Source organism: Acidimicrobiales bacterium (assembly GCA_035533095.1).
GTDB lineage: Bacteria > Actinomycetota > Acidimicrobiia > Acidimicrobiales > Palsa-688 > DATLUM01.
On record DATLUM010000096.1, the window covers coordinates 14,787 to 37,117 of the forward strand.

Genomic DNA, 22,331 nt, shown 5'->3' on the forward strand with positions numbered 1-22,331 from the left:
TTCACGAACTGGCATGGTTGTCCGTCCATACCCGCAACGGGGCCCGCTGCCCTGGTCGCCGAGGGCTCAAAAGAGGTTCGCGCCAATAATTCTGCGAACCCCTCTAGGGCGGTGCTTCCGCTCCGGCCGTACCTTGGCCGTCAGTCGCGCTCCTGCTCTGGGCGCATGGTCGGGAAGGCGATCACGTCGCGGATGGCCTCGGCGCCCGAGAGCAACATGGCCAGCCGGTCGATCCCGATACCCAGCCCGCCGGTTGGCGGAAGGCCGTACTCGAGCGCACGCAGGTAGTCCTCGTCGACGACCATGGCCTCTTCGTCGCCGGCGGCCTTCTCCGCGGCCTGCGCTTCGAAGCGGGCGCGTTGCTCGTCGGGGTCGACCAGCTCGCTGAACGCGTTGCCCAGCTCCCGCCCGGCGACGATCGGTTCGAAACGCTCCACGTAGCCCGGCCGGCTGCGATGGTCACGCGACAGAGGTGAGACCTCCTTCGGGTAGTCGAGGACGAAGACCGGTCCCCACAGGGCATGCTCGGTGGTCTTCTCGTAGATCTCGAGGATCAGCTTGCCGGGTCCCCAACCGGGATGTGGCTCGACGCCGGCGGACTCGGCGACCTTGCGCAGCTCGTCGATCGGGGTGTCGAGATCGACCGTCACACCGGCGTGCTCTTCTATCAGCGATGTCATCGTGGCGCGCTTCCAGGGGACCGCCAGGTCAAGCGGCCTGCCTGCGTACGTCAGGGACGTGGTGCCCAGCAGGTGCTGCGCGGCGCCGGCGACGAGGTTCTCGGTGAGGGCCATCATGTCGGTGTAGTCCGCGTAGGCCTGGTACAGCTCGAGCATTGTGAACTCGGGGTTGTGGCGCGGGGAGATCCCCTCGTTGCGGAACACCCGGGCGATCTCGAAGACCCGCTCGAAGCCTCCGACGACGAGCCGTTTGAGGTAGAGCTCCGGCGCGACGCGCAAGTACAGGTCGAGGTCGAGCGCGTTGTGGTGGGTGACGAACGGCCTCGCTAGCGCGCCTCCGGGGATCGGATGGAAGACGGGGGTCTCGACTTCGAGGAAGCCGCGGTCCTCGAGCCAGGTGCGGATCCACGAGATGAGCTCGCTGCGCAGGGCGAGGGTCGCGCGCGACTCCTCGTTGGCCCACAGGTCGGCGTAGCGCTGCCTGTAGCGCATGTCGACGTCCGTTATCCCGCGCCACTTGTCGCCGAACCCGCGGCGCGCTTGCGCCAGCAGGGTCCACTCGGCCACCTTCACCGACAGCTCGCCGGTCTTGGTCCTCACGACCTCTCCCGTCGCTCCGATCCAGTCACCAAGCGAGAGGTGCACGAACCCTTCGAAGTCAGCGGTCCATTTCGCGCCGGCGAAGAGCTGGATCGACCCGGTCGGATCGCGCAGGGTCCCGAACGCCAGCTTTCCCATCTCGCGTCTCAGCATCAACCGGCCGGCGACGGTCACCATCGCACCGGTCTCCGCGCTGGCAGGCAGGTCCGCGTAGCACGTCGCGAGGTCGGCCGCCGTAGCGTCCGGGTCGAAGCGGTAGGGGATGCTCATTTCTGGTTACGGCCGAAAATGATGCGCAGGCCCTCCAATGTGAGCCACGGCTCGTGGTGCTCGATGGCGGCGGAGTACGGACCGATCAAGCCGGCGAGGCCACCGGTCGCGACCACCTGGCAAGGGCCGAGCTCGTCCTCGAGGCGCCGGCACAGGCCGTCGACCTGCGCGGCGAACCCGTAGATCACCCCGGACTGCACCGACTCGACCGTGTTCTTCGCGAGAACACTGCGCGGCTCGATCAGCTCGACGCGCGGGAGCAGCGCCGCGCGGGCGAACAGCGCCTCCAGCGATATCTCGATGCCGGGCAGGATCACGCCGCCGAGATACTCGCCGCGCTCCGACACCACCTCGAACGTCGTCGCCGTCCCGAAGTCGACGACGATCGTCGGCCCGCCGTAGCGCTCGTACGCGGCGACAGCGTCGGCGATACGGTCCGCTCCGACCTCCTTCGGGTTGTCGTAGTGGATCGGCATCCCGGTACGGACACCCGGCTCGACGATCACCGTGTCGACCTTGAACCAGCGATCGGCCATCTCCCGCAGCGCCGTCCTCTGCCGGGGCACGACCGACGCGACGGCAAGACCCGTGATCACATCCTCTGGATCGAGCCCCTGCAGCTGGAACAGCTGATCGATCAGCATCGCCAGCTCGTCCGCCGTGCGCGACGCTACGGTCGCGATCCGCCAGTGGTAGGCGAGCTCGGGGCCGCTGCCGGCGGGGCCGTCACCGGGACCGAACAGCCCGACGACCGTCTGGGTGTTACCGACGTCGATGGCGACCAGCACGGGTTGTCGGTCTCCTAGGCCTCGAGGTCCAGCCCGATGTCGAGCACCGGGGCGGAGTGGGTGATGGCACCGACCGCGATCATCGCGACGCCGGCGGAGGCGTAAGCCCCGACGTTCTCCAAGGTGACCCCGCCAGACACCTCGATCGGCGTGCGGCCACCGACCATCGCGACGGAGGCGGCGACCTCGGACGGGTCCATGTTGTCGACGAGGATCACGTCCGCGCCGGCGAGCAGAGCGGCTTTCACCTGGCCGAGATCGTCGCACTCGACCTCGCACGGGATTCCGGGCCAGCGCCGGCGCGCCTCCTTGACCGCCGCGTCGATGCTGAGGCCTGCAAGGTGGTTGTCCTTGACGAGGATGCCGTCGGAAAGGGAGGCCCTGTGGTTGACGCCGCCTCCTGCGCGAACGGCTGCCTTCTCGAGTGCCCGCAGCCCGGGTGTCGTCTTTCGGGTGTCCCGTATCCGGGCCGTGGGGCCGGCGGCCTCGACGAACCGGCGGGTCATGGTCGCCACGCCGGAGAGGTGACCGAGGAGGTTCAGGGCCGTCCGCTCCGCCGTCAACACGGAGGCCAACGGGCCGTTGACCGTCGCCATCACCCGGTTCATCGGCACCAGGTCGCCATCGGAGGAGCTCCAGGTGACCGCGATGGCCGGGTCCACGGTGGCGAAGACTTCTGTCGCTGCAAGGGTCCCGGCCAGCACGCCGGGCCTCCGGGCGACGAGCGTCCCGGAGGCGGTTGCACCCGGGTCGACCAGCCCGGCGGTCAGGTCGCCGAACACGCCGAGATCCTCGGCCAGCGCGCGTGCGACGACCTCTCGCACCGCCGTGAGCGGGGGGTCCAACCAGTTGGGAGTCACTGCACGAACCTATGTGAAAAGCCGGGGGACGTCTCCGGGTAATCCCGCCGGCGGTGCCCTCCCCTGGTCTCCCGGCGCGCTATCGCCGCGCGGACGAGCGCCCTGGCGGCTACCACCAGGTTCGCCGTGTCGGCGGATCCGACTCCCTCGGTCGCGACCGCTTCTATCTCGGCGGCGGTTGCCGCGAGGGATCCGGCGTCGCGCACGACACCAGCACCGGCGCTCATGGCGCGCTGGAGGCGTTCACGGGACTTGACGGTGTCGTTGGTGGGAATGCGCTCCGGCGTGGGCGTCTCGTCGACGAGCCACTCCGCCCCAACGACACCCTCGGTTGCGGCACCCCCGCCTATCAACGCGCGCAGCGCTCCTGTCGCGTCGGGTCCGTCTTTTCCCCTCAGTACTGCTTCGACCACGCGGGCACCGAACACCATCCCCTCCAGCAGAGAGTTCGATGCCAGCCGGTTGGCGCCGTGCACACCCGTGCAGGCGACCTCGCCGGCCGCCCACAAACCTGGCAGGGCGGTCGCTCCGTCGAGGTCCGTCAGGACGCCACCGCACATGTAGTGCGCCGCCGGCGCGACGGGCAGCCAGTCGCGGGTGGGATCAAGACCGGCGCCACGCGCCGACGCCGCGAGCGTCGGGAAGCGCGACTCGAAGCCCTCGATCGGTGTCACGTCGAGCCAGACGTAGTCCGCACCGGAGTCCGCCATCGCCGCCGCCACCGCCGCGGCCACGACGTCTCGCGGCAGCATCTCGTCGACGAAGCGCCGACCGGCGGGATCGCGCAGCACCGCTCCCTCGCCGCGCAAAGCCTCGCTCAGGAGCGGCCGGGGACCCTCGTAAGACCCGTAGAGGGCGGTCGGATGGAACTGTATGAACTCGACGTCCGCGACCGCTACGCCCGCTCGAAGCGCCATCGCCAGTCCGTCCCCCGTCGACTGCGACGGGTTTGTCGTCACAGCGAACAGCTGACCGGCACCTCCGGTCGCGAGGAGCGTGTGGGGTGCGCGCAGCCCTGTACCTGCCTCGAGGGTCACCCCCCGGCAACGACCGCCCTCCACGATGAGATCCTCCACCCACGTGTGCTCCCACACCCGCGAGGCCATACCCCGAGCGGCTTCCACCAGGGCGCGCTCCACCTCGGCGCCTGTCGCCGCGCCACCGGCGTGTACGACCCGCGGCGCCGAGTGGCCCCCTTCCCGGGAGAGCTTCCATACGCCGCGCTCGTCACGGTCGAACTGGGCTCCGAGCGCGGCCAGCTCGCGAACGCGCCCGGGGCCTTCGGATACGAGCGTCTGCACAGCGTCGCGGTCGCAGAGTCCGGCGCCGGCGCGCATGGTGTCGTCAGCGTGCAGGTGCAGCGAGTCGGGGTGCCGCACGTCCGCCTCGCTGTGGTGCAACACCGCGGCGACGCCGCCCTGGGCCCACTGCGTGGCCGAGTCGGCAAGGGCACCTTTGGACACCACCCCGACTCTGAGACCGGGCTCGGCGGCAGCAGCCCGGACGGCTGCCGACAGGCCCGCGACGCCGCTCCCGACGACGATGAGGTCGAGTTCTGCCCCCTGCGCGGTCAAGACGGGGTGCTTCGAAGCGCCACCCCGCTTGAAACGGCCTCCTCGTCGGGAATCGCGCGGTTCCACTGGTCCACGTGCACGACTGTAGGCGTGTGCCCCTCGAGCTCATCGCTCTCGTAGTCGGCGTAGGTGATGATGATCACTTTGTCCCCGACGTGCACGAGCCGGGCGGCTGCACCGTTCAGGCACACCTGACCCGGTTGTCCCGTGATGGCGTAGGTTTCGAAGCGGGCACCGTTGTCGATGTCGAGGACGGCCACCTGCTCGTGCTCGAGGATGTCGGCTGCAGCCATGAGCTCCGGGTCGAGGCTGATCGACCCTATGTAGTTGAGATCGGCCTCGGTCACGGTGGCCCGGTGGATCTTGGACTTGAGCATGCGGCGGCGCATACGGGGCGTCCTCCTGTGTCGGTAGTCAGTCGGGATTGGCCGGCGGTGGGGTCGCGGCGATGTTGTCGATCAGCCGCGCTCGGCCGATACGCGCAGCCATGAGAAGGCGGACCTCGCTGGTGACCCTGTCGGGAGTCCGCAAAGTGGCGGGCTCGGCAACGGCGGCGTAGTCGAGGGTAAAAGCGGGCTGGCCGGCGAGAGACTCGGCCATCGCTTTCTCGACAAGAGCAGGCTCGTCGATGCCTTCGTCCTCGACCGCGCGCTTGCCGGCGAGCAACGCGTAGAAGAGATGAGGAGCCGCCTCGCGCTCTGCCGCGGTGAGATATGCGTTGCGGCTCGACATCGCGAGGCCGTCGGTATCGCGCACGGTAGGGCAGACGACGATCTCGACCGGCATCGACAGGTCCTCGACCATGCGCCGGACCACGGCCAGCTGCTGGTAGTCCTTTTCCCCGAAGTACGCCACGCAAGGGCCCGCCAGCGAGAACAACTTCGCCACGATGGTCGTCACGCCCGCGAAATGACCCGGACGGGAAGAACCTTCGAGAACGTCAGTGAGCTCACCGGCAACCGAAACGGTTGTCGCCGGTGGCTGCGGCCACATCTCCTGCGGGATGGGCGCGAAGACGATCGCGGCGCCCGCCTCGCCCGCCAGCCGGCAGTCCCGCTCGAGATCGCGCGGGTAGCCGGCGAGGTCCTCTCCGGCTCCGAACTGCAGCGGGTTGACGTAGTCGGTGAGCGTGACCACGTCGCATTCCGAGGCGGCCCTTCGGATGAGCGACATGTGGCCGCCGTGTAGGGCACCCATCGTCGGGACCAGCCCGACCTGCTGCCCTTTGGCGCGGCAGGACTCGAGCCGGCCTCGCCACGCGGCTGCCTGTTCGACGAGCTCGAGGTTCAAAGAGTTCCCTCACTGACGTTCCAGCCCCTCGACGAGGGTGCCGTTCGTGTGTGTGTCGGGAAATGCTAGCCGAGGGTGCTTCAGATCGTGCCAGCGGGCCGGATGCCCCGCGCAAGGTCGGAAGTCAGGTGCCCGATGACGAGCTCCGGAGCGAGGTCCCCCAGGGGCACGAGCACGAAGCCCCGGGTCCACATGCGGGGGTGCGGGACCACCAGGTCCGGGTCATTGACGCTTTCGTGGCCGACGAGGAGAACATCGACGTCGAGCGTTCGGGGCCCCCATCTCTCGAGCCGTTCGCGGTTGGCGGCCGCTTCGGCGGCTTGCGCCGCGGCGAGCAGCTCCCTCGGGGTGCGGTCGGTGAGCAGCTCGACGACGCAATTGAGGTAGGCCCCCTGTCCGGGGGGACCGCCCACCGGGTCGGTCTCGTAAACCGGCGAGACGGCCGACACGTCGGGCAGCCGGGCGATCGCGCCGGCCAGGAAGGCCCGCCGGTCACCGAGGTTGGACCCGAGGCCCAGGAACGCCCGCACCTTCGGCTTCGGCCCGCGGCGGGCCTGGATCGCGCTCTCGGCCGTGGGTGGCCCGGGGGCGTCGCCGGCCGGGGGGCGCGGCCGGGTCGGGGCGGGAGCCTGGCGCTGGGGACGTCGGGGGTCGGGCAACGGTGCGGGTGGGTGGGCCGGTAAGGGGGCGGGTCGGGCCGGTGGGCGGGTCGGCTCAGCCGGCCCGGGTTCGGCGGATGGTCACCCCGGCGGTGGCCAAAGATACCGGCACCGGGGGGCGCAGCTTGCGGAGGGTCACGGTGACGGCTTCGGCTCGGGGAGCGGCGGCGAGAGCTGCGGCCGCGATGCGCTCAGCCAGGTGCTCGAGGAGATCCGAGTGTTCCCCGGCTATCGCGCCGGCCACCGCCTGGGTGACCGCTCCGTAGTCGGCGGTGTCGTCGAGGTCGTCGGAGCGCCCCGGCGCGGTGAGATCCAGCTCCAGGTCGAGGTCCACCTCGAATGGCTGGGGCCGCTCGCGCTCCTCGGGCAGCACGCCGTGCGTGCCTACGGCGCGCAGGCCCCGCAGCTCTATTCGATCGGTCGCGGGTCGATCGGTCGCGGGCCGGTGGGTGGCGGGGCGGTCCACAGCTCAGCCCTCGTCTCAGCCCCCGAGCGCCTCGGTGGTGTGGCCCGCCACCTGAGGCACGAGGGCCACCAGCTCCCTGCCGGCTGGGCCCATCTGCCGGCCCAGGATCCTCTCGACGACGGCGATCGCCTGAGGCCCGCTCGGGACCATGCCTGACCAGCGGAGGTAGCCGGCGACGACCCCCATGAGCCTGTCCCCGAGCTCCTCTTGGTGGATGAGGACGCGCTCGCCGGCGGCGAGCCAGTCCTTGATCTGCGAGTAGAGCCCGGCGAGGACGATGCTGGCGTCGTCGTGCGGCGCGAACGGGACGTGCGACCAAGTGACCCCCATCTCGTCGTACGCATGGAGGTTGTGCGGGGAAGGCAGAAGCGAGACCACCCGCGTGAAACCCTCACCCCGAAGCCAGAGGATCTCCTCGTGACGGCGCACCTTCCTGTGGTTGCGTGCGTACCCGCCGGGACGTTCGCTGATGGCCAGCTTGCCTTTGATGATCCACGCGAAGAAGCGCGGCTGGATGCCCTTCGCCCACTTGCCCTTCATCGAGCCGGAACTCCGGCTACATCCGATTCGGGTCTTGGTCGCGCTTCGGCGAGGTGAATTGCCTGACTCACCGGACGCACGTCGTGCACGCGGACCACGTCCGCTCCCCTGGTCACTGCCCAGGTGGTGGTCGCGACCGTTCCTTCGAGCCGGTCTTCCGGCCCGGCGGACTCCCCCGTCTCGCCGGCGGCGAGGCGACCGAGAAACGACTTGCGGCTCGTGCCGACGAGCACAGGTATCCCGGTGTCTACCAGCTCGTCGAGGTGACGCAGCAGGCTCAGGTTGTGCGCCGGGGTCTTCCCGAAGCCGATACCGGGGTCGATCCAGAGATTCTCGACGCCGGCCCGGCGGGCTGTCTCGGCGCGCTCGACCAGATAGGACTTCACCTCGGCCACCACGTCCACGTACCGGGCGTGCTGCTGCATCACCTCGGGGTCGGCGGGCATGTGCATGGCGACCCACGCGGCGCCCGTCTCGGCGGCGACGGGCCAGAGGGAGGCGGAGACGTCGTTGATGATCGAGGCGCCGGCGGCGACGGCCGCGCGGGCCACGGCGGGCTTGCGGCTGTCGATGGACACCACGATGTTCTCTCGGGCGAGGGCTTCGACGACGGGCACGACCCGCCGGAGCTCCTCCTCCTCGGGCACCGGCCTCGCGCCCGGTCGGGTGGATTCCCCGCCGACGTCGACGATGTCGGCTCCTTCGGCTGCCATGGCCCGGCCGTGGGCAACGGCCGCTTCGGGATCCAGCCAGCGTCCCCCGTCTGAAAATGAATCCGGGGTGACGTTGAGCACGCCCATCACACGGGTCACGGAGTCACAGTACAGGGCGCCTCGGGACGGCAGGGAGGCCTCAGTAGCGCCGCGAGCCGTGTATGAAGCCCATCGCCTCGCTGCGAGCGGCGGCGCTGTCACGCATGAGCCCTCGCACGGCCGAGGTGACGGTCGTCGCACCAGGTTTGCGGACGCCGCGCATCGACATGCACAGATGCTCCGCCTCGACCACGACCAACACCCCACGCGGGCCCAGCACCGCTTCAAGGCAATCCGCGACCTGGGTCGTCAGCCGCTCCTGAACCTGAGGCCGGCGGGAGAACCCGTCGACGAGTCTCGCGAGCTTCGACAGGCCGGTGATTCGGCCGTCCTCGTTGGGGATGTAGGCAACGTGCGCCAAGCCGAACCAGGGGACGAGGTGATGCTCGCACACGCTGTAGACGGGGATCTCCTTGACCATGACCATCTCGTCATGGTCGGCCTCGAACATCACCGACAGGTGCTGCCCCGGATCCTCCCGTATCCCCGAGAAGATCTCCTCGTACATCCGGGCCACCCGGCGCGGCGTTTCGAGCAGACCGTCGCGGTCGGGGTCCTCGCCGATGGCGATGAGGATCTCGCGCACCGCCCGTTCGATGCGCGCGAGGTCCAGTGTCGGCCGCTCGTGACCTGGCCCTTCCTCGCTGCGGAACGGGTGGAGGCTCGTCACTGCTCGGATGGCTTGGGCGGCGCGGGGCGCGAGCGTGCCGTCCGCGAGATCGTCTGCTGGGCAGCGCGGCGCTTCGGCGCCGCCGGTGTGGCGCGCGCATCCCGCGGTGCCGGCGTGGTGGCGGCCCGGGCCTTGGGATTGGTGGGCGGCGGTGCTGCCTTGGGATTGGTGGGCGGCGGCGCTGCCGCGCGCTTCGTGGACGTCTTGACAGCGGCGGGCTTCGCGCCGGCCTGGGCATTGGGGGTCCGCTTCAGTGCCGTCGGCGGCGCGGCGGCGCGGGGCGTGGAGGTTCGCGTGGCGGCACCCACCGGGGCCGCGCGACCCGGGGCAGCGAGAGGCCGCCGGCGGCGACCCGGAGCCGCCACGGGCTCGGGCTTCACGGGTATCGCGATGCCACCGGCGTCACCGCGGTCCGGCCGGCGGCGAGCACCCGTCTTGCCGGCGCCGTTCGACGGCACCGCATCAGTGGGCCAAGGCGTGAGAGGACCGAGGATCTCCTCGAGGTCCATCGTGTCGAGCGTTTCCTTCTCGACCAACTCCTGCGCCATGCGGTCGAGCACATCCCTGTGGTGGACCAGCACCGCACGTGCCCGTGTGTGCGCCTCCTCGATCAGCGCGCCCACCTCGCGGTCGATGGCGGCGGCGACCTCTTCGGAGTAGTTGGGCTGGTGGCCGAATTCGCGGCCGAGGAAAACCTCCCCGTCGCGCTGGCCCAGCTGCTGCGGCCCGAGAGTGTCGCTCATGCCGTACTCGGTGACCATGGCGCGGGCGATGCGGGTGACCTTCTCGATGTCGTTTTCGGCGCCGGTGGTGGGTTCAGAGAAGACGATCTCCTCGGCTGTCCTCCCCCCCAGGGCCATCGCCATGGAGTCGCGCAGCTGGCTGCGCGAATGGTTGTAGCGATCCTCCGGCAGCGTGAACGTCAAGCCCAGGGACCGGCTGCGCGCGACGATCGATACCTTGTGAATCGGGTCGGCGTGGGTGAGCACGTGCCCGACGATCGCATGGCCGGCCTCGTGGTACGCCGTCACCAGCTTGTCGTGCTCGCTCATCACCAGCGTCTTACGCTCCGGCCCGGCTAGCACACGGTCGATCGCCTCCTCGCATTCGCGCATACCGATCTGGCGGAGGTTGCGGCGTGCGGCGAGGATGGCTGCTTCGTTGAGCAGGTTTGCCAGGTCGGCGCCTGTGAACCCCGGCGTTCGTTTGGCCAGCACGTCGAGGTCGGCGGACCCCGCCAGCGGCTTACCGCGCGCGTGCACCCCGAGTATCTGGCGGCGGCCGGCCAGGTCCGGCCGGTCGACGACGATCTGGCGGTCAAAACGACCGGGCCTCAACAGCGCGGGATCCAGAATGTCCGGCCGGTTCGTCGCGGCGATCAGGATCACACCGCCGCGCACGTCGAAGCCGTCCATCTCCACGAGAAGCTGGTTGAGCGTCTGCTCCCGCTCGTCGTGCCCGCCCCCGAGACCGGCGCCGCGATGGCGGCCGACCGCGTCGATCTCGTCCATGAACACGATCGCCGGGGCGTTGGTCTTCGCCTGCTCGAACAGGTCGCGCACTCGGCTCGCACCGACACCGACGAACATCTCGACGAAGTCCGAGCCGGAGATCGAGAAGAACGGAACACCAGCCTCTCCCGCAACGGCGCGCGCCAGGAGCGTCTTGCCCGTACCAGGCGGGCCGAAAAGCAGAACGCCCTTGGGGATCTTCGCTCCCAAGGCCTGAAATCGGCTTGGTGACTCGAGGAACTCCTTGATCTCCTGGAGCTCAGCCACCGCCTCCTCTGCGCCTGCGACGTCGGCGAATGTCACCTTCGGCTGGTCTTTTCCAGCGGTCTTCGCCCTCGACTTGCCGAATTGCATCACCCGCGAACCGCCGCCCTGCATCGAGTTGACGAACAGGAGGAACAACCCGACGATGAGCACGATCGGCAGGTAGCTCTCGAGGATCGAGACCCACGGGTTCGACTTGGTGTGCGAGACCTTGACCGTCGCACCCGACGCGATGATCTTGCTCGTCAACGACTCGGTCAGGCGGTCGGGATAGTCCACCACGTAGTCGGTGCCGTCGCGCAGCTTGCCGGTAACCGAGTCGGACCCGTCGTGGATGGTCGCGGTGGCGACCGCGCCCTTGGTGGCGAGGTCCTGCTCGTAGTCGCCCAGGGTGATGTTGGTACGGCTCGGCCCCGAGCGAAGCACGCTGAACAGAAGCAATCCGACGATCACCGCCACTAGGGCGTACGCGACCGGATTGCGCAGCAGCTTCTTCATCGGCGGCTACTCGAGGTCATGGATCAATAAGGGTAGCGGTCGGCCCGCTCCTTGGGAGATTCGCCGTCGCCCGCCGATTCACCCAGGTAGGTGGCGACAAAAGGAAGATTCCGGTACCTCTCTGCCACGTCGAGGCCGTAGCCGACCACGAAGTCCGGCGGGATACGGAAGCCCTCGTAGGCGAGGTGGAGATCAACCGACTGAAGCCCGGACTTCACGAGCAACGCCACCACCTCGAGCGAGGCGGGGTGGCGGGCGAGCAGGTTGCGCCGCATGTAGGACAGGGTCAGGCCGGAATCGACGATGTCCTCCACGATGAGGACGTGGCGGCCGGTGAGGTCGATGTCGAGGTCCTTGACGATGCGCACCACGCCGCTGGTGTGGGTGGAGCTGCCGTACGACGAAACCGCCATGAAATCCAGTTCGACAGGCAGATGGATGCAGCGGGCCAGGTCGGACAGGAAGAAGCAGGCTCCCTTCAGGACGCCGACGAGCAGCGGCGGGCGGCGGGCATAGTCGGTGGTGATGGCCTCGCCCAGCTCGCTGATGCGCCGCTGGAGGTCGGCTTCGGGCACGACGACGGGGCCCAGCGCCGGGTCGGCGCCGAAACCCTTCGCGCAGCCCGACTGGCTCGTGCCGCTCATGACCCGCTGACCATACCGGGCCGCCTACCCGTCCTGGCCGCAATCCACCCGCATGCGCCCGGCGGTGCGCGCCACGCGGCGCCCGCCCGACAGCTCGCACGCACGCGCGACGCCCTCGGCGACAGCGAGCACGCGTGCGACCTCCGCGGCCGAGGGGGGGTGCAACTCGTCGTCGGCCGCTTGCTCGCCGGCGCGCAGCCACCGGCGGACGGCTCGCCGGGCCAGCGGGGCACGCGCCGCCTTGAGGGAGCGGGCGTCGGTGGGGTCCACGCCGGCGGCGAGCTCGTCGAGCAGGTCCGCCTCCTCGGCGAGCAGCTGTGACTGCCGGGCGAGGATCGGCACCACGTCCCGGCCGGCTACCTCGCACAGCAAAGGCAGAACGTCGGAGCGGAGGCGGTTACGGAGGAAGGAGGGGTCGTCGTTGGTCGGGTCGTGGAATGGGGTCAGGCCGACCGCTTCGCAGACGGCCGCTGTCTCGGCGCGGCGGAGGCGGAGGAGCGGGCGGTGGGGGCGGACGGCAGGGCCCCGCTTGTCGATGCCGTGCATCCCGGCGAGGCCGTCCAAGCCGGCGCCTCGCAGCAGGTTGATGAGAACCGTCTCCGCCTGGTCGTCCATGGTGTGGCCGGTCATGACCCCCGCGGGCAGCACGGCATAGCGCGCCCGGCGGGCGCGAGCTTCGAGATCGGGGCCGGGCGTCACCGTTACGGTGCGCGCTTCGAAGCGGGCCCCCAAGCGCGACGCGGCATCGTTCACGAGGTCCGCTTCGGCAGCCGACCCGTCCCGGATGCCGTGGTCTACATGCACGACCGTCGCGCGGAGGCCAGCGGCCGCGGCGAGCACCAGCAGGGCCAGCGAGTCCGGTCCACCCGACACCGCCAGATTCACGTCGGTGCCCGCCGGCGGGAAGTCGCAGCACGGCAGCAGCGCCGCGGCGAGGTCCACCTGTCAGCCGGCGGCGGCTGGCGCCGCGGTGGCCCGATGGATCCACGACTGCGGCGAGCGGATCTCGGGCCAGGTGGGCAGCCAGGCGGGAGCCTCCCACACCCGGGCGAGCAGACCGGGGCCGCCGGCGGCCTCCACGGCCTCGATGAAGCGTTCACCCTGCTCGTACTGGCGCAACTTGGCGTCCATACCGATCAGGACGCTGAGGAGCTTGGCGACACCCTTCTGCCGTCGGCGCTGTCGAAGCACGCTGCTGAACCGTGTAGCGCTGGGGATCCGGTCGGCGCCGGCGCGGTCCATGGTGATGTCCCCGTGACCCTCGAGCAGGCTCATCAGCCCGCCGATCTCCTGGATCGCCTCGTACTGCTCCGGCGACGCGATAAGGGTGACGATGCCGCCCTCGTCGAGGGGGTTGCGTCCGGCGCGGATCACTGCGGCTGTCCGCTTGAGCGCCTCGAGCAACGCCTTGGGGTCCGGGTCGATGCCGCCGAGGGTCCGTTCCACGAGGCCGAGGAAGTGGCCGCGCATCCACGGCACCCCCGTGAACTGCGCACGGTGGGTGACCTCGTGCAGGGCCAGCCAGAGCCGGAACTCCCGGGACGGGAAACCGTAGCGCCGCTCGAGCGACACGATGTTCGGCCCTACGTAGTAGACGATGTCCTGCTCCTCCGGGCGCTCCTCCTCGATGAGGAGCTGGTCGTACTGGCCGAGGACACGGGTGGACATCCACCCGAGGACCAGGCCGACTTCCGATCCCGTGAGCACCCGAGACACGTTCGCCGGCAGCGGGGTCCGCGACTTGGTCCGCTCGAGCCTCTCGCTGAGCTTGTCGGTGACCGGCCGGAGCAATCTCTGAAAAGACGCCACGTTCGCGGCCACCCACTCGCCGCGGTCGACCACACGTGCGCGAGCCGGGCCCGCCGTGGAGCGCAGCCCCGTCTCGGCGGCGACCAGCTCCTCGGCCTCCGCGGTGAGTTCCGCGAAGTCCGCCTCCAAAGCACGCCGCTCGTACGTCGCCAGAGGCGGCTGGCGGCTCGCGACCTTACGGGCGACCCGCTCTGCGGTGTCCCAGGAGATCAGGTCGGCCATGCGGCATGGTACCCCTCGATCGCCCGGCGACGGTTGGAGCCGGCCGGTTTTGGCGGCCGTGTCTGCCTCAGGCCGGCAGGCCGTGTCTGCCTCAGGCCGGCAGGCCGGTCAGGCGATCTTTCGGCCACGCGTCCGGGGGACGCTCATCGGCTCGTGGAGGTAGCAGAACTTCCCGTTGTTGTACACCGAGAGGCGGGTGTTGCAGCCGGGCTCGCGACAGGTCCGGCCCTCGCCAAAAGACTTGGAGGGGCGCTCGCTCCCGCTCATTGTGTGCCCTGCAAGAGACCGCTCGCTCATCACTCTCCCCTAACAACGTCCGGCTCGCCCGGATTCCTCGCCCTCCTATACGTGATCTGATCGCGACTTGGATGCCTGCTCGATCACTTCCGCCACCCGCCGGCGCAACGCTGCAGGAACCTGGTCCCTGCAGCTGCGAGCGATCACCACTTTCAGTTCCGCCTCGAAATCGAAAGCGTGAAGGCAAGGGGCGCATTGGTTTAGGTGGCGCTGGATCGCGGTCCGCCGCTCGGGCGTGAGCTCGCCGTCGAGGTAGTGGTACAGGGTCTGCAGAGCGTCGTTGCAGTCCCCTGTGCCGGTCAGCTCGTCGATGCTGGGCTCTTCGTCCATCCTGGTCTCAGCTCGCCTGGTCTCGGCTTTCGGTCTCCACTCATCGGCCTCCACTCATCAGTGGGCCGGGGGGCTCGAGGCCAGCAGACCCCGTTCCCTACCGAAGTCATGCAACGTCTTCTGGAGCGCCTTTCTTCCACGATGGAGACGGCTCATCACGGTTCCTATGGGAACATCGAGAATCTCGGCGATCTCCTTGTAGGAAAAACCCTCTACGTCCGCCAGTAGGACCGCCATGCGGAACTGCTCCGGTAAGGCCTCGACTGCTTCCTTCACGTCTGCTTCGGTGAAGTGCTCGAGGACCTCCTCCTCGGCGCTGCGGCCTGCGCTCACCGCCTCCAGCCCGCCGAGCCGGCGGTACAGGTAAAGGTCCTCGACGTCGTCGAGCTCGGTCTGCTCCGGCCGGCGCCGGCGCGCCCTGTAGGAGTTGATGAACGTGTTGGTGAGGATGCGGTAAAGCCAGGCCTTGAGGTTAGTGCCCTCCTGAAACGACCCGAATGCCCGGTACGCCTTCAGGTAGGTCTCCTGCACCAGGTCCTCCGCGTCGGCGGGGTTGCGCGTCATGCGCAGGGCCGCGCTGTAGAGAGAACCCATGTACTCCATAGCCATATCGCTGAAGCGGGCCTGGTCGGCCATGCGGGAAACCCTACCCGGCGGGTGTGACAGTCCCCTGGTAGTTACCTGAAAATGAGCTAGGAGTCGCGACCCGGGTCTTCTTTTCCCATAGCTTCTGGCGGCATGAAGGTAACGGTGCTCGGCGCCGGCTCGTGGGGGACGACGGTCGCAAGCCTTTCCACGGCCCTCAACCCCACGCTTCTTTGGGCACGCAACCCTTCTGTCGCCGGCGAGATCAACGACAACCACACCAACTCCGCCTACCTTCCCGGTACCAGCCTCGCCCGGCGCTTGCGGGCGACCTCCGACCTCGAGGAGGCGGTACGCCACGGCGACGTGCTCGTCGTCGCCGTCCCCTCGAAGGGCTTCCGCGCAGCGCTCGAAGAGGCCCGCAAGTGGGTGCGGCCGTGGATACCCGTCGTCAGCCTGACGAAAGGGATCGAGGCCGGATCGCTGTTGCGGATGACGCAGATCATCGACGAACTGCTCCCGGGTCACCCCGCTGCTGCTCTGAGCGGCCCTAACCTCGCCAGGGAGATCATGGCCGGGCAGGCTGCGGCGAGCGTCGTTGCCACCGACGACATGGGCGTGGCAGCAGCGCTGCAGTCGGTCCTCGGTCACCGGCTTTTCCGGGTGTACCGCAACCACGACGTCATCGGCGCCGAGATCGGCGGCGCCCTGAAGAACGTGATCGCCATCGCGGCAGGGATCGGTGAGGGACTGGGTGTCGGAGACAACACCCGGGCCGCCGTCATGACCCGCGGTCTGGCCGAACTGATGCGCCTGGGAGTCGCGATGGGGGCAGAACCCCAGACCCTCGCGGGGCTCGCCGGCATGGGGGACTTGGTGGCGACGTGCATGAGCCCGTTTTCGCGGAACCGGACGGTGGGCGAGCAGTTGGGGCGCGGTCGTGGCTTGGACGAGATCCTCGCCGAGATGCACATGGTGGCCGAGGGGGTGAACACCGCGCAGACCGCGCTGGCTCTAGCGCAGCGCTACGGGGTGGAGCTCCCGATCTGCTACGAGATCAACCAGGTCGTGCTGGGCAAGCAGCGGCCGGTGGACGCGTACCGGGGTTTGCGGCCGGCCGGGCACGAGTCGGAGCCGGGGTAGGGCCGGCGGCTCCGGGCCGGGCGCCCCTCGGGCCCGGGGCGCCCGGAATCATGGGGCGAAGACCCGAGTGGGTAGCTTAAATATGCTGAGAGGATACTTAAGCTACCCAGAACACTCCAGCGGGGGTTCCGTTGGGCCGCCGGTCGGGGGCGTTCAGGTCGTCCGGGCGGCCTCCAGCCTGACCCGTAGCCCGGCTTTGAGCACGCCGGCCGCGAGCGCGGCGCCGGCGCCCTCGCCGGCCCGGAGCCGCAGGTCGAGCAACGGCTCCAGACCGAGCGCTCCCAACACGGCGGCGTGCGCCACCTCCCGGCTGCGCTGGCCCGCGACCAGGTGGGACGCCACGGCCGGCGTGGCGAGCACCGCCACCAGGGCTGCGACCGACGTGGCCAGGCCGTCCAGCACGATCACCCCGCCCGCCTCCGAGACGCCCTCGACGACTCCTGTCAGGTAGGCGATCTCCGGGCCGCCGACTCGCCGGAGCCACTCGTGCGGGTCGGCCGGTGGGGCGGCCGCTCCGGCCACCCTCGCCAGGGCGGCCGCCACAACCTCCCGCTTCTTGGCCAGGATCGCTGAATCGGAGCCCGCCCCCAGCCCGACCACGGCCTGCGGGTCCAAGCCGAGCAGCCCGGCGGCCAGGGCGGCCGCCACAGTCGTGTTGGCCACCCCGACCTCGCCGACGGCGACCAGGCCGCGGCCGCGTCCCGGGCCTGACGCCAGCCGGCGGCTGAGCGCGGCGCCGGCGTCCAACAGCGCTCTCACGTCCCGGACCGACATGGCGTCGCCGGCGACAAGGTCACCCCGCCCGTCGGAGGGACGACAGATGACGGCACCCTCGACCGGGTCTCCGTCTACCCCGGCGTCGACGACGACGACCGACATGCCGGCGGTGGCCGCCGCGACGGCGCCGACCGACTCGCCCGCCACCGAGGCTTCGGCTACCTCCCGGGTGACCTCGGTGCCGAAAGCGCTGACCCCGAGCCGGGCAACCGGGTGGTCGGCCGCGACGATCACGAGCGACCCCTCCTCAACGCAGCCCGCCCCGAGCCCGAGCGCGAGCACCTTGTCGACCGCTCGATCGAGGACACCGAGCGCTCCGGGCGAAGCGAGCAGCGCATCGGCCGTGTCACGAGCCGTGACCAACTCGGTCTGTGACGGCAGCCTGACGCGAGCGGCGCGGGACACGGGTGCGCCCGCCCCACCCGATCCGGAAGCGCCCACCGGGCCCGGAGCGGGGTCGCCGCCAGAGGTAGCGGGCCAGCGCTCGCTCAGCACCACCGACTCCAGGGGCATCCGCTGCGACCAGCCGCGCCGCTCCAGACCTGGCGCCGGCGGTCGCTCGTCGGGCCACCCGATGCAGAGCCACCCGAGGGTCTCGACTCCCGCCGGGGCGCCGATCAACTCCCGCAGCTCGAGGGGCTCGAAGAGCGTGACCCAGCCGACACCGAGCCCGTAAACCCTTGCCGTCAGCCAGAGGTTCTGGATGGCGCAGGCGCAGGACCACGTGTCGGCGTCCTTGAACGTCGCCCTTCCCAGGATTCCCTCGGCGGGCGCGCGACGATCGCAGCAGACGACCACGCCCACCGGTGCCTCACGGATGCCTTCGAGGTCGAGATCCAGGAGATGCCGTCCCGACTCGGCGTCCATGAGTGCGGCCTGCGCCAGGCGCGCCCGGTCTGCCATGACAGCGGCCCGCGCTCGCGTGCCTGCGTCACGCACGACCACGAACCGCCATGGCTGCGAGTGCCCCACGGACGGGCCCGAGTGAGCAGCTCTGAGCAGTGCCGTCAGCACCTCGTCAGGAACCGAGTCGGGCCGGAAACGACGGATGTCGCGCCGCGCCCCTACGACCCTCGACAGCGCCTCGCGGTCGGTGACGGGTAACGCCCAGCCGGCGGGATCGCTCGCCCTCTCCGCCGCGCTCGTCCGATCGCCGATCGTGGGGACAGGACGAGGCCAGGTCGCTCGCACGACGCCGAGCGTAGGCTGCGCCCGAGTGAACCCGTCCCCAGCGATTCCTACGAACCCGGGCGTGCCGCGCTTCGCATTCCTCGACCACGACGCCCCGATTGCCTTCGCGCACCGCGGAGGAGCTCTCGAGAACCCGGAGAACACCTGGGCGTCCTTCCACCACGCCCACTCGCTGGGATACCGCTACATGGAGACCGATGTGCACGCGACACGCGACGGTGTCGCAGCGGTGATCCACGACCCCGACCTGCGCCGGGTCGCGGGCGTGGCGGCCGATGTCCGCGCCATGACCTGGAGCGAGCTGTCGAAGGTCGACCTGGAAGGCGACCAACGCGTCCCGCGCCTCGACGAGCTGCTCGAGGAGTGGCCCGAGACCCGATGGAACATCGACGCGAAGCACGACTCGGCGGTCGACACCCTGGTCGAGACCGTCAAGAGAACCAACACCACGGAGCGGGTCTGCATCACGTCCTTCTCCGGCCGCCGGCTCGGGACGGTCAAGCGCGCCCTCGGCCCGACGCTCTGCACGGCGATGGGCCCGGCAGCCATCACTGCCCTGCGGGTCGCCAGCCTCCCGCCGCGCCCTCCGGCGCGTTTACTACGGGCCGGCTTCCGGGGGTTCGGCGCCGCTCAGGTACCCACACGTCAGGGGGCGATCCCGATCGTCGACACGCGTTTCGTGGCGACCTCGCACACCGCGGCACTTCAGGTCCACGTCTGGACCATCGACGAGGAGGCCGAGATGGACCGCCTGCTCGACCTCGGCGTCGACGGGATCATGACCGACCGTCCGAGTCTCCTGAGAGAGGTGCTGCAGCGCCGCGGCGCCTGGGTGAGCGCCTGATCCTGAACCTCTTTAGGACCGAACGCGCGCGCCCGGCGCAAATGACACCGGCAGGTGCTTGATCCCGTTGATGAAGTTCGACTGCAGCCGCTCCGCGGGTCCGGCCGGAGCGAGGCCAGGCATGCGGTCCATCAGGTGCTGGAACATGACCTTGATCTCGAGACGGGCGAGGTTCGCCCCCAGGCAGAAGTGCGGGCCGCCGCCGCCGAACGCCATGTGGGGGTTGGGGTCGCGCCCGATATCGAAACGGTCGGGGTCCTCGAATACCGTCTCGTCACGGTTGGCCGCCGCGTGGAAGAACACCACCTTGTCACCGGCCTTGATCTGCTGGCCGCCGAGATCGAAGTCGGTCACCGCCTGCCGGCGGAAGTTCATCACGGGCGACACATACCTGAGCATCTCCTCGACGGCCGAGTCGAGAAGACGGCGATCATCCAGCAGCCGCTTCCATTGATCGGGGTTGTCGAAGAAGGCCTGCATGCCGCCGGCCATCAGGTTTCGCGTCGTTTCGTTGCCCGCGACCGCGAGCAGCAAGAAGAAGAGCTCGAGTTCCAGTTCGGACAGACGCTCGCCCTCGACCTCAACGTGCGTGAGAGCGCTCATGAGGTCCTCGTGAGGGTCGGCCCGCTTGCCGGCGAACAGCTCGGCCGCGTAGGCGTACAACTCCATCGCTGCCTGAGAGGCCTGGTCGGCGGTGATGCCGTATTCGGGGTCCTCGCTGCCGACCATGCGGTTGGACCAGTCGAAGACGCGGTGACGGTCCTCGCGCGGTACACCCATCAGTTCGGCGATGACGATCAGGGGGAGTTCGGCGACCAGATCGGTCACGAAGTCCGCCGTGCCCGACTCGATCACGCCGTCGATGATCTCGTCCGCGGTCTCGTGAATGCGCTGCTCGAGCTGGGACACCATGCGCGGGGTGAAGCCCTTGTTCACGAGCCGGCGGTACCGCGTGTGCAGCGGCGGGTCCATGTTGAGCATCATGAGCTGCTGCTGGGCCAGCTCCTCCTCCGGGAGGTCCCAGATGAAGACCGCCTTCAACGCTGAGGAGAAGCGCTCGTAGTCGCGGTTCACCGCGACGCAGTCGGCGTAACGGGAGACCGCCCAGAAGCCGGGCCCATTCGCCTCGTCCTGCCACACCACGCCGCGCCGGCGCAACGACGCCAGGTACTCGTAGGGAACCCCCGAAACGTACGCAGACGAGTCAGTGAGATCGACCAAGGAAGCCGTCATGGTGGCGACCGTATGCTTGCTTCACCAGGGGGTCAAACGCTGAGGCCCACCCTGCGGGACGTCAGGCCAGCTCGTCGCGCAACTGTGTTTTCAGGATCTTCCCGGCGGCGTTACGCGGCAGCTGGTAGTCGACGATCGCGATCCGGGTAGGCACCTTGAAAGGCGCTAGCCGCACGCCGAGGTGGTCTTTGAGCGACTGCTCCGTCAGCTCCTCACCTTCCTTGGCCACAACGACCGCTGCGACCTCCTCACCGAGGCGGGGGTGCGGGATCCCGAAGACCGCGGCCTCGTAAACGCCGGGGTGCTCGTATATGGCGGCCTCGACCTCGGCGCTGTAGACGTTCTCGCCGGCGCGGAGGATCATGTCCTTGAGACGGTCCTCGATATAGAGGAACCCGTCCTCGTCGAGGTGGCCGACGTCGCCGGTGCGCAGCCACCCGTCGACGAACGCTTCGGCGGTCGCCTCGGGCTTGCCCCAGTACCCGCGGATGAGCGTGGGACTCTTCAACCAGATCTCGCCTGACCGCCCGGCCGGTAGGACGGATCCGTCGGGGTCGTGGATCGTGATTTCGAGGATGGGCGTAGCCCGCCCGGTGCTCGTCGGGTGCTCGATGTAGTCGCGACCGGTGTTGCCCGGCCCGTACGCGTTCGTCTCGGTCATCCCGTAGCCGATGTTGGGACGGCCTTTGGAAAAAGACCTCGCGACGCGCTTGACCAGCGCCGGCGGGGCCGGTGCGCCCCCGCCGCCGACCGAGCGGAGGCTGGACGTGTCGAACTCGGAGAAGCGCGGGCACTCCAGCAGGTCCCAGCTCTGGGTCGGAACCCCGACGAAGGTGGTGACCCGTTCGCGCTCGATCAACTCGAGTGCGCGCTCGGGATCCCATCGGTGCATCATCACCAGCTTCATCCCGAACGCGAAGCAGCTGAGCATGACCGGGATGCATCCGGTCACGTGGAACAACGGCACGACCAAGATGAAGCTCTGCTCCGAGGCCTCGGCAAAATCAGTGGACGAACCGGCATCGGAGGGAGACGACTGCTCACGGGCACGTTCGACCAGCGCCCGGCACGCGAAGCCCATCAACGACTGCACAACCGCCCGGTTCGTCGACACCGCACCCTTGGGGCGTCCGGTGGTGCCGGACGTGTAGAGAATGGTGGCGTCGTCATCGCCGCTGACGGCGATATCGGGCAGCGGCGCGCCGAGATCGACGACATCAGCCCAAGCATCCACCCCTGACGCCGGTTCACACCGGACGCCGATGGTCCTCACACCGAGACGCTCGCACGCCTCCTTTGTGCGCTCTACGCGATCGCCGTCGGCGATCAGCACCTTGGCTCCGGAATCGGAGAGCGCGTAGTCGAGCTCGTCGTCGACCCACCATGCGTTGAGCGAGACCGAGATCGCGCCTACCGAGGTGATCGCAGCGAACGAGACGACCCACTCGGGGTAGTTCCTCATGCCGATCGCCACCCGGTCCCCGGGGCGCACCCCGTACCGCTCCACAAGGGCCGCTCCGAGGGCGTCCACGTGGTGCATCACCTCCGCGAAGGACCACCGCTCGTCCTCGTAGACGAGGAAAGTCTTGGCTCGGTGGCCGCGGGCGCCGGCGAAGACGTCTCTCAGGCTGGCAGGAGCGTGCTTGAACGCCTTGTACTCCACTCCACCGATGGCCAAGGGGGCCACCTCGAAGATCTGGCCGGGCGCGGTCACCTGCGCCCCGGCCTGCTCGTAGCTCAGCGCCATATGAACTGTCTATCTCACCCCGACGGG

General features: G+C 69.3%; 23 protein-coding genes. 2 read left to right on the top strand and 21 right to left on the bottom strand.

Translation table 11 applies throughout. The annotated features are described in order from the left end of the window. Positions 1-140: 140 nt before the first annotated feature. The 18 genes from lysS to VNF71_12245 all read right to left on the bottom strand — a co-directional run bounded on the left by lysS (position 141) and on the right by VNF71_12245 (position 15,420). Positions 141-1,550, bottom strand: coding sequence for a lysine--tRNA ligase (lysS, locus tag VNF71_12160; GenBank protein HVA75306.1), 1,410 nt, complete (start codon positions 1,548-1,550; stop codon positions 141-143). Then, entirely contained in the window at positions 1,547-2,338 is a 792-nt protein-coding gene (locus VNF71_12165) for a type III pantothenate kinase (protein ID HVA75307.1), read from the bottom strand. The genes lysS and VNF71_12165 overlap by 4 nt, the downstream gene beginning before the upstream one ends. 14 nt (positions 2,339-2,352) lie before the next feature. Next, positions 2,353-3,198: a carboxylating nicotinate-nucleotide diphosphorylase gene (nadC, locus tag VNF71_12170; GenBank protein HVA75308.1), complete on the bottom strand. Its 846-nt coding sequence runs from the start codon at positions 3,196-3,198 to the stop codon at positions 2,353-2,355. After that, a complete protein-coding gene (gene nadB, locus VNF71_12175) occupies positions 3,195-4,772 on the bottom strand; it encodes an L-aspartate oxidase (protein HVA75309.1) in 1,578 nt (525 codons plus the stop codon). Before nadB ends, nadC begins: the two co-directional genes overlap by 4 nt. Next, positions 4,769-5,161 (bottom strand): aspartate 1-decarboxylase, encoded by a 393-nt coding sequence (panD, locus tag VNF71_12180; GenBank protein ID HVA75310.1) that lies wholly within the window; start codon positions 5,159-5,161, stop codon positions 4,769-4,771. The genes nadB and panD overlap by 4 nt, the downstream gene beginning before the upstream one ends. 25 nt (positions 5,162-5,186) lie before the next feature. Then, positions 5,187-6,062 (bottom strand): pantoate--beta-alanine ligase, encoded by an 876-nt coding sequence (gene panC / locus VNF71_12185; protein ID HVA75311.1) that lies wholly within the window; start codon positions 6,060-6,062, stop codon positions 5,187-5,189. Positions 6,063-6,142: 80 nt separating this feature from the next. After that, on the bottom strand, positions 6,143-6,721 hold the full coding sequence (folK, locus tag VNF71_12190) for a 2-amino-4-hydroxy-6-hydroxymethyldihydropteridine diphosphokinase (protein ID HVA75312.1): 579 nt from the start codon (positions 6,719-6,721) through the stop codon (positions 6,143-6,145). Positions 6,722-6,776: 55 nt separating this feature from the next. Beyond that, positions 6,777-7,187, bottom strand: a complete 411-nt coding sequence (folB, locus tag VNF71_12195) for a dihydroneopterin aldolase (GenBank protein HVA75313.1) — start codon at positions 7,185-7,187, stop codon at positions 6,777-6,779. A 15-nt stretch (positions 7,188-7,202) separates the two neighbouring features. Then, positions 7,203-7,727, bottom strand: a complete 525-nt coding sequence (locus tag VNF71_12200; protein ID HVA75314.1) for a hypothetical protein — start codon at positions 7,725-7,727, stop codon at positions 7,203-7,205. Beyond that, a complete protein-coding gene (gene folP / locus VNF71_12205; protein ID HVA75315.1) occupies positions 7,724-8,539 on the bottom strand; it encodes a dihydropteroate synthase in 816 nt (271 codons plus the stop codon). The genes VNF71_12200 and folP overlap by 4 nt, the downstream gene beginning before the upstream one ends. Positions 8,540-8,579: 40 nt before the next feature. Next, positions 8,580-9,209: a GTP cyclohydrolase I FolE gene (gene folE / locus VNF71_12210; GenBank protein ID HVA75316.1), complete on the bottom strand. Its 630-nt coding sequence runs from the start codon at positions 9,207-9,209 to the stop codon at positions 8,580-8,582. After that, positions 9,206-11,482 (bottom strand): ATP-dependent zinc metalloprotease FtsH, encoded by a 2,277-nt coding sequence (gene ftsH, locus VNF71_12215; protein HVA75317.1) that lies wholly within the window; start codon positions 11,480-11,482, stop codon positions 9,206-9,208. Before ftsH ends, folE begins: the two co-directional genes overlap by 4 nt. A gap of 23 nt (positions 11,483-11,505) precedes the next feature. Beyond that, on the bottom strand, positions 11,506-12,126 hold the full coding sequence (gene hpt, locus VNF71_12220) for a hypoxanthine phosphoribosyltransferase (GenBank protein ID HVA75318.1): 621 nt from the start codon (positions 12,124-12,126) through the stop codon (positions 11,506-11,508). A gap of 24 nt (positions 12,127-12,150) precedes the next feature. Beyond that, positions 12,151-13,068, bottom strand: a complete 918-nt coding sequence (gene tilS / locus VNF71_12225; protein HVA75319.1) for a tRNA lysidine(34) synthetase TilS — start codon at positions 13,066-13,068, stop codon at positions 12,151-12,153. Between the two features lie 3 nt (positions 13,069-13,071). Next, positions 13,072-14,157, bottom strand: a complete 1,086-nt coding sequence (locus VNF71_12230; protein HVA75320.1) for a zinc-dependent metalloprotease — start codon at positions 14,155-14,157, stop codon at positions 13,072-13,074. A gap of 108 nt (positions 14,158-14,265) precedes the next feature. Then, entirely contained in the window at positions 14,266-14,454 is a 189-nt protein-coding gene (locus VNF71_12235) for a hypothetical protein (GenBank protein HVA75321.1), read from the bottom strand. A gap of 45 nt (positions 14,455-14,499) precedes the next feature. After that, the gene (gene rsrA / locus VNF71_12240) at positions 14,500-14,784 is read right to left on the bottom strand and encodes a mycothiol system anti-sigma-R factor (protein HVA75322.1); all 285 of its coding nucleotides are present in this window, start codon (positions 14,782-14,784) and stop codon (positions 14,500-14,502) included. A 57-nt stretch (positions 14,785-14,841) separates the two neighbouring features. Then, positions 14,842-15,420, bottom strand: coding sequence for a sigma-70 family RNA polymerase sigma factor (locus VNF71_12245; GenBank protein HVA75323.1), 579 nt, complete (start codon positions 15,418-15,420; stop codon positions 14,842-14,844). A gap of 102 nt (positions 15,421-15,522) precedes the next feature. Here VNF71_12245 and VNF71_12250 point away from each other — a divergent pair, with 102 nt between their 5' ends. Beyond that, entirely contained in the window at positions 15,523-16,512 is a 990-nt protein-coding gene (locus VNF71_12250; protein HVA75324.1) for an NAD(P)H-dependent glycerol-3-phosphate dehydrogenase, read from the top strand. 153 nt (positions 16,513-16,665) lie between these two features. Here VNF71_12250 and bluB read toward each other — a convergent pair whose 3' ends face one another. Beyond that, entirely contained in the window at positions 16,666-18,480 is a 1,815-nt protein-coding gene (bluB, locus tag VNF71_12255) for a 5,6-dimethylbenzimidazole synthase (protein HVA75325.1), read from the bottom strand. A 25-nt stretch (positions 18,481-18,505) separates the two neighbouring features. Between bluB and VNF71_12260 the strand changes: the two genes are divergently transcribed. Next, a complete protein-coding gene (locus VNF71_12260; protein ID HVA75326.1) occupies positions 18,506-19,324 on the top strand; it encodes a glycerophosphodiester phosphodiesterase in 819 nt (272 codons plus the stop codon). Positions 19,325-19,336: 12 nt separating this feature from the next. Here the strand turns inward: VNF71_12260 and VNF71_12265 are convergent, their stop codons facing one another. Beyond that, entirely contained in the window at positions 19,337-20,557 is a 1,221-nt protein-coding gene (locus tag VNF71_12265; GenBank protein HVA75327.1) for a cytochrome P450, read from the bottom strand. Positions 20,558-20,618: 61 nt separating this feature from the next. Then, on the bottom strand, positions 20,619-22,304 hold the full coding sequence (locus VNF71_12270; protein ID HVA75328.1) for a class I adenylate-forming enzyme family protein: 1,686 nt from the start codon (positions 22,302-22,304) through the stop codon (positions 20,619-20,621). Positions 22,305-22,331 lie beyond the last annotated feature (27 nt).

Bases quoted from the DNA above. Each gene is read 5' to 3' on its own strand.
- lysS (HVA75306.1), bottom strand. From the start codon at position 1,550: ATGAGCATCCCCTACCGCTTCGACCCGGACGCTACGGCGGCCGACCTC.
- panD (HVA75310.1), bottom strand. From the start codon at position 5,161: ATGCGCCGCCGCATGCTCAAGTCCAAGATCCACCGGGCCACCGTGACC.
- VNF71_12200 (HVA75314.1), bottom strand. From the start codon at position 7,727: ATGAAGGGCAAGTGGGCGAAGGGCATCCAGCCGCGCTTCTTCGCGTGG.
- ftsH (HVA75317.1), bottom strand. From the start codon at position 11,482: ATGAAGAAGCTGCTGCGCAATCCGGTCGCGTACGCCCTAGTGGCGGTG.
- hpt (HVA75318.1), bottom strand. From the start codon at position 12,126: ATGAGCGGCACGAGCCAGTCGGGCTGCGCGAAGGGTTTCGGCGCCGAC.
- VNF71_12230 (HVA75320.1), bottom strand. From the start codon at position 14,157: ATGGCCGACCTGATCTCCTGGGACACCGCAGAGCGGGTCGCCCGTAAG.
- VNF71_12235 (HVA75321.1), bottom strand. From the start codon at position 14,454: ATGAGCGAGCGGTCTCTTGCAGGGCACACAATGAGCGGGAGCGAGCGC.
- rsrA (HVA75322.1), bottom strand. From the start codon at position 14,784: ATGGACGAAGAGCCCAGCATCGACGAGCTGACCGGCACAGGGGACTGC.
- VNF71_12245 (HVA75323.1), bottom strand. From the start codon at position 15,420: ATGGCCGACCAGGCCCGCTTCAGCGATATGGCTATGGAGTACATGGGT.
- VNF71_12250 (HVA75324.1), top strand. From the start codon at position 15,523: ATGAAGGTAACGGTGCTCGGCGCCGGCTCGTGGGGGACGACGGTCGCA.
- VNF71_12265 (HVA75327.1), bottom strand. From the start codon at position 20,557: ATGACGGCTTCCTTGGTCGATCTCACTGACTCGTCTGCGTACGTTTCG.
- VNF71_12270 (HVA75328.1), bottom strand. From the start codon at position 22,304: ATGGCGCTGAGCTACGAGCAGGCCGGGGCGCAGGTGACCGCGCCCGGC.